A 10,721-nucleotide genomic window follows, 5' to 3' on the forward strand; every position below is an offset into this window, starting at 1 on the left:
TTTTATGCACATATTAATATAGATTTGTTTAGAAAGAACCAAACATCGTACCTAAGATAATGATAGAGGTAACAGCGATTAACGGAATCACCATGGTGACCATGGCAAGGTTTAAATATGACTGTTTATGGGTCAAGCCGCAAATAGCAAATAACGTGATGACAGCGCCACTATGGGGCAAAGTATCAAGACCGCCTGCTGCCATAACTGCTACACGGTGCATAAGCTCTGGATCAATTCCAGCTTCTACCGCCATTCTTAAATAGTCGTCACCGAGCGTCGACAGTGCGATACTTAAGCCACCAGATGATGAGCCTGTAATACCAGCAAGCGTGGTCATCGCCACGGCTTCTGAGATAAGCGGGTTATTAGGGCTTAGATTTAAGATATTGTCACGAATGATAAGAAAACCTGCCAATGATGCAATCACCGCACCGTAGCCAACTTCTGATGCCGTATTAAAAATCGGCAACATCGAATCGTAAGTACCACGGTTGATGGTTTTTTGTAGGTTATTCCAATGACCAATACGCAATACGATCAAAACTATACAGGCTACAACTAACGAGATAATAATTGACCAAAGACCAAGTGAACCATCGATATTTAAGCCTGGAAACTGGGCTTGTAAGCCGCTAAAGTCTAACGACGGAAAAACAGCATAAGTAAGTAATGCGTTTAGAGCGATGACCAATACCAGCGGAATCATGGCGATGGCAAACGAGGTTTGATGCGTGTTGTGCATGGCGCTTGATGTTGCTAGATTGCTTTTAGCGATGTTGTTTTGTGCAGTATTGTTTGTCGTGTCACCTGCAGGCTCTTTTATAGCATCGATACCACCGACGCCCACGTCATCATCATGCTGACCATAGCCTTCACCTGCAGCATTGGCTTTGCGAGCTCGCGACTGCAACCATAACCACCCACCAATGAACATGATCGTACCGCCAATAATACCTAAGATAGGCGCTGCAAAGACGTTGGTATTATAATAAGGAATCGGAATAGCATTCTGAATCGCTGGCGTGCCTGGCAATGCCGTCATTGTAAAGGTAAATGAGCCTAACGCAATCGCTGCTGGAATCAAGCGCTTAGGAATATCAGCGGCTTTGAATAAGTCTTTGGCGATTGGATAGATAGCAAACGCTACGACAAATAACGAGACACCACCATAGGTTAAGATAGCACAAACCAAAATAACGGCTAAAATGGCTTTACTGGCACCGAGCTTTTCGACCACGGTATTGGCAATCGCTGTCGCCGCGCCAGAGTCTGCCATCAATCGTCCAAACAGCGCACCCAATAAGAAGATAGGGAAGAATTTAAGCAAAAAACCACTTAATGCTCCCATAAACACATCGGTATAGGCGGGAATACTACTTAAAAAATCACCTGATAAAAAGACCGCTAACGTCGCCATAATCGGCGCTAGGATGAGCACCGAATAACCGCGATAAGCGAAAAACATTAATAAAAATAAAGTAATAATGATAGCAAATGTGCTAAACATGACTGCCCTCCTTGGCAAAATTCAGTCAGCGATTATGCAGGGCATATGAATGTAGGTCAATAAAATTAATCAAAATAAGCAATATATAATCTTATATTAAACATAAATCTACATTGATAACATATTGGCTTACCATATACTGAGCTACTATGCTGACTGGTACACTCTTAACGTTATTATCTAGTCGCTGCAAGGATAATGTGTTAAGTTATTATAAAAAATTGCATATGATATATCGATATAAAACGTATTAACATAACTATTTGCATATTTGGAAATTCTGTATATTTGGCAATGCAGATAAGCTATCATATTTGTGAAGTGCTTTTGCTAAGCAAGATTTCATTGACAAAAGACTCAAACAACAAACATTGAATCGACAAGGAATGTGGATATGTTTAATGCCATAACAAACGCCAGTGTACAACTGGTTAACCGTTATTTGCCATCTCCGTTCGTATTCTCAATTATTTTAACGCTCATTGCCTTTGTTGTTGGTCTTGCCGTTACTGGTCAGGATATGATCGCTATGGCTGGGCATTGGGGTAATGGATTATGGTCGCTACATAGCTTTGCCATGCAAATGGCCCTCATATTAGTGACAGGCTATGCGTTCGCTAGTGCACCCTTCATTCAGCGTTTACTGGATAATATTGCCAGCCGTATTCATTCTCCTTCGACCGCTATCATAGTATCGACCTTAGTGGGTTTGGTTGGTTCATGGATAAACTGGGGATTTGGTCTCATTATTGGTGCTATTTTTGCCAAGTCACTTGCCAAAAAAAGTCGCTAATGTAGATTATCCCTTATTGGTAGCCGCAGCATATTCAGGGTTTGTTATCTGGCATGGCGGCTTTTCAGGATCGATACCGCTAACACTAAGCTCAGGCGGTGATACTTTACTCACGCTATCGGGCAATGTCATGACCGAAGCGGTGCCTTTATCACAGACAATATTTGCTGGTTATAATTTGCTTATTGTTGGTTTGTTAGTTGTAATATTACCTCTGTTAAACCGTTTTATGCATCCAAAAACCCCTACTGTTATCGACCCCAAGCTTATTAAAAAAGAAGCTTACGTGTCGCCTCGCCGAGATACTCCAGCACAAATGTTAGATGACAGCCGTATTGTCGCCGTGATTCTGCTGGCGTTAGCTTTGATGTACTATATTAGTGAGTTTGGTAGCAATGGTTTTAATTTAGGGCTCAATATAGTTATTGGGCTATTCTTGTTTGTCGGCTTGTTATCGCATGGCACGCTTGAGCGTTACTATCGTGCAGTAAACTCAGGTATAGGCGGTATCACCGGGATTGTATTATTGTTTCCGTTTTACGGTGGCATTATGGGGATCATGACGGGAGCAAATGCTGATGGTATCTCTATTAGTACGCAAGTGACCGAATTCTTTGTCAATTCGGCGTCGGCAGACAGCTTTCCTATTTTTGCATTTTTAAGCGCAGGCTTAGTTAACGTCTTTGTGCCATCGGGCGGTGGTCAGTTTGCTGTGCAAGGGCCTGTCATGATACCTGCTGGCGTTGAGCTTGGTGTTAATCCAGCAGTGACAGCGATGGCGGTAGCTTGGGGCGATGCATGGACCAATATGATTCAGCCATTTTGGGCATTACCATTATTGGGTATTGCAGGCTTAGATGCTCGAGCTATCATGGGTTATTGCCTCATAGTGCTTTCCGTATCAGGGGCAGTTATTATGGGTGTATTTTGGTTGGTGGTATAACTGGAATGACATATCAGCATGTAAAAAATGTAAAGACTAACAAAATTAATAGGGTCAGTTAAAAGTAATACTAGAACGGATACGTAATGAATATAAATCAACTAACAGATAATTATAGGAGTCAACCATGAGTCAATCAAAGGTATATAGTAGTGCAGAAGAGGCGTTAAAAGGTGTTGTCAGTGACGGCCAAACTCTTGCTATCGGTGGTTTCGGTCTGTGCGGCATCCCTGAGGCGTTAATCGAAGCATTGCGTGATAGCGGCGTTAAAGACTTAACCTGTATCAGCAATAATGCGGGTGTTGATGACTTTGGCTTAGGACTACTATTGCAAACTCGTCAGATCAAAAAAATGATCTCATCCTATGTCGGTGAAAACAAAGAGTTTGAGCGTCAATACTTAGCGGGCGAATTAGAAGTTGAGCTGACCCCGCAAGGTACATTGGCTGAAAAGCTACGTTCGGGTGGCGCGGGTATTCCTGCCTTTTATACTGCAACTGGCGTTGGTACACTTGTCGCAGAAGGTAAAGAGACGCGTGATTTTGATGGTCGCACATATGTACTTGAGCATACATTGCGTGCTGATGTGGCGCTAATTAAAGCGCAAAAAGCAGATAAGTCAGGCAACTTGATATTCAACAAAACCGCCCGTAACTTCAATCCAGACTGTGCAATGGCTGGCAAAATTACTATCGTCGAAGTAGAAGAAATCGTAGAGACTGGCACGTTCGATCCTGACGAAGTGCATCTGCCTGGCATCTTTGTGCAGCGTATCGTATTGAACAGCAACCCTGAAAAGCGTATCGAAAAAACGACAACTAAGGCAGTTGAAGGCGCTTAGAGAGAAGTTTTATTGAAATATTTAAAAGATAAAATTAATAATAGAGTATTGTGAAAAAATAAGGAAAGTAACATGGCATGGACAAGAGAACAGATGGCACAGCGTGCTGCAAAAGAATTACAAGATGGTTATTATGTGAACCTAGGGATTGGTCTGCCAACCCTAGTGGCCAACTATATCCCTGAAGGTATGGACGTTTGGCTACAATCAGAAAACGGCCTATTAGGTATTGGTGAGTTTCCAACTGCTGAAAATGTCGATGCTGACTTGATTAATGCGGGTAAACAAACAGTAACCGCAGAGCCGGGTGCCAGTTATTTTGGTAGTTCGGAGTCATTTGCTATGATTCGTGGCGGTCATGTCAATCTGGCAATATTGGGCGCGATGGAAGTCTCAGAGCAGGGCGATCTTGCCAACTGGATGATACCCAAAAAAATGGTCAAAGGTATGGGCGGTGCCATGGATTTGGTTGCTGGCGTGCAGCGTGTGATTGTACTGATGGAACAAGTGAACAAACATGGCGATCCAAAAATCCTTGCCAATTGCGAGCTGCCATTAACGGGTAAAGGAGTAGTAGATCGTATTATTACCGAGCTTGCGGTGTTAGATGTCACTGATAATGGCTTAAAGCTGGTCGAACTGGCAGACGGTGTGAGCTTTGATGAGCTGCAAGAAAAGACGCCAGTGAGTATTGCTCAGTAATTATGGTGCATAAATATATCTAGCACAGGCATTCAAAAAAGCTATTCAATAAAGGAATATAGAATATGGCGACCGAATTACAGCAAGATCTGACAGGAAAGGTAGCATTAGTCACAGGCTCTGCAAGTGGTATTGGACGCGATATCGCTGAGACTTATGCCAAAGCAGGGGCAGCGGTTGGTATTGCAGACATTAATCTTGAAGCGGCGCAGCAAACGGTTGATGCCATTGAAGCGGCTGGCGGACGTGCTCTTGCGATTGCTATGGATGTCACCTCAGAAGATGCCGTAAATGATGGGATACAACAGCTAGTCGACACCTTTGGTGGTATTGATATTCTTGTCTCTAATGCCGGTATTCAGATCATTGATCCGATTAGTAAAATGGCATTTGACGATTGGAAAAAAATGCTGGCCATTCATTTGGACGGGGCGTTTTTGACTACCAAAGCTGCTGTACAACATATGTATAAAGACGATAAAGGTGGTACAGTCATTTATATGGGCTCAGTACACTCGCACGAAGCCTCACTTTACAAAGCGCCCTATGTGACTGCAAAGCATGGGCTACTTGGACTATGCCGTGTACTAGCTAAAGAGGGCGCAGCTCATAACGTACGCTCGCACGTGGTTTGTCCAGGATTTGTAAAAACGCCATTGGTAGAAAAACAGATCCCTGAACAAGCGGCCGAAAAAGGCATCAGTGAAGAGGAAGTTATTAATGATATTATGCTAGTCAGTACTGTTGACAAAGAATTTACTACTGTTGATGATATTGCCCAATTAGCGCTATTTTTAGCAGCGTTCCCAAGTAATGTGTTTACGGGACAATCTATCGTAGCCAGTCATGGTTGGTTTATGAACTAACGGGTTTGATTGGCGGTGTATTTGTTCACTTGCTAATGACAGATCAATCGACTAGCATCTTGTTTGCATAATTTGGAGCCAATTAAATTGGCTCTTTTTTTATTAGTGCTGTTATCAACATAGGTTGCGCGGAGTAAGGGTATGAACCATGAAGCCTTGGCATTATCATTGAGTATAGCTGCTGAACAACAGCAGTTTAGACACGCGGTGCTCCAGGTGCAGGACTTGCGACCTATCGATATCGCTGATGTGCTTGCACTTATGGAGTCTAAACTTGCTTGGCAATTGTTAAAGCGCTTATCTAATCGTTCTACCATTTTTTCTTACCTAGAGCCTGATGCTCAAGTTGCTATGGCGCATGAGTTTCCTCGGAATGTCATGGCGATATTGGTAGGGGAGATGCCTGCGGATGAACGCACTGACTTATACAAACATTTAAACCAAGATCAACGTGATGCTTTACTTCCAGCGTTAGCACAGGCGCAACGTGAAGATATTCGCAAACTAGCAGCCTATGAAGAGCGCACTGCTGGTGCTTTGATGACGTCAGATTATGCAACTTTAACGGCTCAAATGACGGTTAACGAAGCTTTAGATACGCTACGTTTGGAAGCGCCTGATGCCGAGACCATCTATCATGCTTATGTGATTGACGGTGAACGCAAGTTGTTGGGCGTTGTGTCATTAAGAGTGTTGATTTTGGCGTCACCTAATCAGGCTATTGCAGACATAATGATGAGTACTGTGGTGTCTTGCCATGTCTATGACGATCAAGAAACGGTCGCTAAAACCATCGCACGTTATGACTTGATTGCTTTGCCAATTATTGATAATAATGGCGCTTTGGTAGGCATTGTCACCCACGATGATGCGATGGACGTCGCAAGTGACGAAGCCACTGATGACTTTCATAAGTCAGGTGGTGTCTCGACTATGGTAGGCAAGCTAAAAGACGTTAGCATTCGGGTACTGTATCGTAAGCGTGTGTTTTGGTTGGTGTTCTTAGTATTTGGAAACTTACTATCAGGATTGAGCATCTCGAATTTTGAAGAGGTCATTGCGGCCAATCTGGTACTGGTGTTTTTCTTACCATTACTGGTTGATAGCGGTGGTAACGCAGGGTCTCAGTCTGCAACCTTGATGGTGCGTGCTTTAGCGACTGGTGATGTAGTCATGCGTGACTGGTTTTCACTATTGGCCCGAGAAGCTTTGGTTGCGCTTATGCTTGGTGCCACGATGGCAGTTGCTATCTCCATTATTGGTTACGTGCGCGGCGATGCTGTAGTCTCTTTGGTGCTTGCGCTGAGTATGATGTCCGTAGTTATGATTGGCTGCGTGATAGGTATGAGTCTTCCTTTTGTGCTTAATAAATTAGGCTTTGACCCTGCCACCGCTAGTGCGCCCTTGATTACCTCAGTATGTGATGCTTCAGGCGTACTGATTTATCTATTTATTGCTGCGCAATTTTTAGCTATTTAGCAAGGTAAGCACAGATACTACAAACATCGTTACCAATTATTGGAAGCAAATGGCAAGATAGATGAACCGCTCAAGGCTTCGTTCTATTAGCGTTGTGGTTTTTTTATACTTGTAATTGAGCTACACTGTCACGATAAAAGGTTTGGCTAAAAAGCTCATGGACTATATGATTTGCCATATTTACGGCAGTATTAACTGAGTTTTTTACCATGTCCACCCACTTTTATAGGCGGTAATAGCAGCTATGTTTAACTTTATAAAAAAAATAACGTCAGAAAAACCTGAGACCCCCGAGCAGCAGGCAGAACGTGATAGTGCAGTAGACAGAGTGTTGCTGGGTTATGAAGTAGGTACTGTCAGCATTGCTACTATGATAACAGGGCTTGAGCGCGACGGTGATCAGCTCACCTTAGACTTACGTCTACCAGCAGATAGCGATCCTGAACTGATTCAACAAGAGCTTAGACAACGCCTGCACCCGCACGGTATCAAAACCATTCATATGAATGTCCGTCTGCCTGCATCAGCTAAAGGTGCCGGAGCAAATTTACCAAAACAGATGCCAAAGACAACAGATGCAATGGCTAAGCAAGATAAGCCAAGCGAGCAGGCAAATACAGACAGCGAACCACCAATAACGAAAGCTGCACCGACACAAGCCTCACTAGCAGCACATCCACGTATTCGCCATATTATCGTGGTAGCGTCAGGCAAGGGCGGCGTCGGTAAATCTACCACTACTGTTAATATTGCTTTGGCTTTACAAAAGCTTGGCAACCGTGTTGGCGTACTTGATGCCGATATCTATGGCCCTAGTATGCCAACGATGCTAGGCGTTGCTGATGTAAAGCCGCAATTGGAAAACGAGCAGTTCGTTCCAGTTGATGCGCATGGTTTAGCGATGCTATCTATAGGCAGTTTGCTTGATAGTGACAATACGCCCGTCGCTTGGCGTGGACCAAAAGCCACTGGTGCGCTCATGCAGCTATACAACCAAACCAACTGGCCGCAGCTTGACTATTTGGTCATTGATATGCCACCAGGCACGGGTGATATTCAACTGACGCTTGCACAGCGTATTCCAGTGACTGGTGCAGTGATTGTGACGACGCCGCAGCATATCGCCTTACTCGACGCGCAAAAAGGCGTTGAGATGTTTAACAAAACCAATATTCCAGTACTTGGTGTGGTGGAAAACATGGCATTGCATACGTGTAGCAACTGTCATCATACCGAAGCTATCTTTGGTATTGGTGGCGGTGAGCTTATCGCTGAGCAATATCACGTGCCCTTATTGGGTCAGCTGCCACTTGCCAGCGGTATTCGTGCGCAAGTAGATAAAGGTGAACCAAGCGTTTTGGCTAATGATGAGTTTGCATCTTATTATCTAAACGTTGCTGAGAATATCGAAGCCAATATTAATAAGTTTGCTAAGCCTGTCGATGATAAGCGTATTTTTTAATCGACAACTAAGTTAGGTAAGATTAAAAAAGTCAGCTTAAGCAATTTTATGATTACTCTATAAATTGACCTATCAATTCCGTATAATCGTCGCTATTAAAAATTTTGAGGAATAACAATGTCTATCAAGTCCGACCGCTGGATTCGTAAAATGGCCGAAGAGCATGGCATGATTGAGCCATATGAGGCGGGTCAAGTACGCTTTAATGATGCAGGCGAGCGTCTGGTTAGCTACGGTACTTCAAGCTATGGTTATGACGTGCGCTGTGCACCTGAATTTAAGGTTTTTACTAACGTCCATTCAGTAGTCGTTGACCCTAAGAACTTTGATGAAAAAAGCTTTATCGATATCGTTGGTGATGAGTGTATTATTCCGCCAAACTCTTTTGCATTGGCACGTACGATGGAGTATTTCCGTATTCCACGTGATGTATTGACTATCTGTCTTGGTAAATCGACTTATGCGCGATGCGGTATTATCGTCAATGTGACGCCGCTTGAGCCTGAGTGGGAAGGGCACGTGACTTTAGAATTTAGTAATACCACCAATTTACCTGCACGTATTTATGCGGGTGAAGGTGTGGCACAAATGCTGTTCTTCCAAAGTGATGCGGATGACGTCTGCGAGACCAGCTATAAAGATCGTGGCGGCAAGTATCAGGGTCAACGCGGTGTTACGTTACCAAGGACATAATTGGGCTCGCAAATCTTTGAATAGGCAATAAAAAAGCTGGGCGTATTTAATACGTCCAGCTTTTTTTATGTTGTTACTTACTACTTTAAGACTTTTAAACCTGCTTTGTTATCGCGTTTCGTCTTAGATTCGGTAGTCGTGCTCTTTTTGGGGGCTGCTAAAGAATCCTCTTCAGGATCATAGTTGTCGTATTCGCTTGGGTCAAAAAACATACCTTGTGAGTTTTCTTTGGCATAGATACCCATGACGGCAGGTAGTGGCACCCAAATCTCTTGCGATACTCCGCCAAAACGTGCACTAAAGTGAATATAATCATTCTCCATACTCATATTACCAGTAGCGCGGCTAGCGATATTAAGCACGATACGGCCATCCTGTACGTGTTCGGTTGGTATTTGCACGTTTTTGGCAGTGGCATCAACCATTAAATATGGTGTCAGGGCGTTGTCCTCTATCCATTGATATAGCGCACGCACCATATAGGGACGAGTTGGGGTAATAGACGTGGTTTCGCTCATCTGATGGTTTCCTATATTTTTTGGTTTTTGATTAATAAAGTAATTTTATATGGCTTTTAGCTAACGGATAAGGATAAGCTTACTTAGCTTATACTGGGTCAGTTGCTATTCTAGGACAGCTATATAAAGCTGTCTAATTAGCGAACACTTTTTTGAAAGCTATTACGCTCAAAAAGCCGCGTTTGATAGTCTAGTAAAGGACGACTAATCGCACGTGGTAGCTCGATACCCATCTCGTCCAGTCGCCATAATAAAGGCGCCAATAGCACATCACACCAGCCAAATTCATCTGACATAAAGTATGATTTATGAGCAAACAATGGCGATAGCGTAATCAATGAATCAGCCAGTTGTTTTTTTGCTAAAGCTGCTTGTGTTTTATTAAAACTGTCTGGATGCCTAAGTAATCGTTTACCAAGTACTAACCAATCATGCTGAATACGCCATGCTAATTGACGAAACTGTGCACGCTCTTGTGGTGTATCAGGTAAGAGCTTGTTTGCATGGTAACGTTCTTCTAAATACTCAAAAATGACATTAATCTCGTATAACGAGATTTCACGCTGCTGTAATACAGGCAACGTATGATAAGGGTTTAATTCAGTGAGATCTTCAGGACGCTCTGAATGTAGACGGGACAAATAATAATCAAGCTTTTTTTCTTCAAGCAATAGGCGTACCACATGACTGTCGTAGCCATCATCAGCATATAAAATCAGCTGACTACTTGGAATGTCGTTCGCATCAATCATGAAAGCCTAATATTAATAGTTGAGGTTGTCATCGTAAACAAAGTTACCTTGTTTATCAAGGTAGCATGCGTAAACATTATACATTGGCAGAGTTTTTGTAATAACAGCAAGTCTCTTTTATTTCTAAATAGGTCTTATTAAGCTTTAAGAGAATATAAAAAA

11 protein-coding genes are annotated in these 10,721 nt (G+C 43.0%); 8 read left to right on the forward strand and 3 right to left on the reverse strand.

The genetic code is table 11. The features are described from left to right. Positions 1-28 precede the first annotated feature (28 nt). The gene (locus PENNN9_RS09345; RefSeq protein WP_058369429.1) at positions 29-1,510 is read right to left on the reverse strand and encodes a GntP family permease; all 1,482 of its coding nucleotides are present in this window, start codon (positions 1,508-1,510) and stop codon (positions 29-31) included. Positions 1,511-1,904: 394 nt separating this feature from the next. On the opposite strand from PENNN9_RS09345, the gene PENNN9_RS13445 reads away from it, so the two are divergent. The 8 genes from PENNN9_RS13445 (at position 1,905) to dcd (ending at position 9,289) form a co-directional block, all read left to right on the forward strand. Further along, the gene (locus PENNN9_RS13445; protein WP_264752940.1) at positions 1,905-2,303 is read left to right on the forward strand and encodes a TIGR00366 family protein; all 399 of its coding nucleotides are present in this window, start codon (positions 1,905-1,907) and stop codon (positions 2,301-2,303) included. Beyond that, the gene (locus tag PENNN9_RS09350) at positions 2,272-3,246 is read left to right on the forward strand and encodes a TIGR00366 family protein (protein ID WP_264752941.1); all 975 of its coding nucleotides are present in this window, start codon (positions 2,272-2,274) and stop codon (positions 3,244-3,246) included. Before PENNN9_RS13445 ends, PENNN9_RS09350 begins: the two co-directional genes overlap by 32 nt. A gap of 127 nt (positions 3,247-3,373) precedes the next feature. Beyond that, on the forward strand, positions 3,374-4,087 hold the full coding sequence (locus tag PENNN9_RS09355; protein WP_058369430.1) for a CoA transferase subunit A: 714 nt from the start codon (positions 3,374-3,376) through the stop codon (positions 4,085-4,087). Positions 4,088-4,159: 72 nt separating this feature from the next. Continuing rightward, a complete protein-coding gene (locus tag PENNN9_RS09360) occupies positions 4,160-4,789 on the forward strand; it encodes a CoA transferase subunit B (RefSeq protein WP_058369431.1) in 630 nt (209 codons plus the stop codon). 65 nt (positions 4,790-4,854) lie between these two features. Next, a complete protein-coding gene (locus PENNN9_RS09365) occupies positions 4,855-5,655 on the forward strand; it encodes a 3-hydroxybutyrate dehydrogenase (RefSeq protein WP_058369432.1) in 801 nt (266 codons plus the stop codon). 141 nt (positions 5,656-5,796) lie between these two features. Then, on the forward strand, positions 5,797-7,134 hold the full coding sequence (gene mgtE, locus PENNN9_RS09370; protein WP_058369433.1) for a magnesium transporter: 1,338 nt from the start codon (positions 5,797-5,799) through the stop codon (positions 7,132-7,134). 244 nt (positions 7,135-7,378) lie between these two features. Beyond that, positions 7,379-8,596 carry an iron-sulfur cluster carrier protein ApbC gene (apbC, locus tag PENNN9_RS09375; RefSeq protein ID WP_058369434.1) on the forward strand — a complete coding sequence of 406 codons (1,218 nt, stop codon included), beginning with the start codon at positions 7,379-7,381 and terminating at the stop codon, positions 8,594-8,596. Between the two features lie 117 nt (positions 8,597-8,713). Beyond that, a complete protein-coding gene (gene dcd / locus PENNN9_RS09380) occupies positions 8,714-9,289 on the forward strand; it encodes a dCTP deaminase (protein ID WP_058369435.1) in 576 nt (191 codons plus the stop codon). Between the two features lie 80 nt (positions 9,290-9,369). On the opposite strand, the gene PENNN9_RS09385 is transcribed toward dcd, so the two are convergent. Both PENNN9_RS09385 and PENNN9_RS09390 read right to left on the reverse strand, forming a co-directional pair. Then, positions 9,370-9,807, reverse strand: a complete 438-nt coding sequence (locus PENNN9_RS09385; protein ID WP_058369436.1) for a ClpXP protease specificity-enhancing factor — start codon at positions 9,805-9,807, stop codon at positions 9,370-9,372. A gap of 137 nt (positions 9,808-9,944) precedes the next feature. Then, a complete protein-coding gene (locus tag PENNN9_RS09390) occupies positions 9,945-10,559 on the reverse strand; it encodes a glutathione S-transferase N-terminal domain-containing protein (RefSeq protein ID WP_058369437.1) in 615 nt (204 codons plus the stop codon). Between the last annotated feature and the right edge of the window lie 162 nt (positions 10,560-10,721).

This window comes from Psychrobacter sp. ENNN9_III (genome assembly GCF_001462175.1).
In the GTDB taxonomy this organism is placed as follows: Bacteria; Pseudomonadota; Gammaproteobacteria; order Pseudomonadales; family Moraxellaceae; genus Psychrobacter.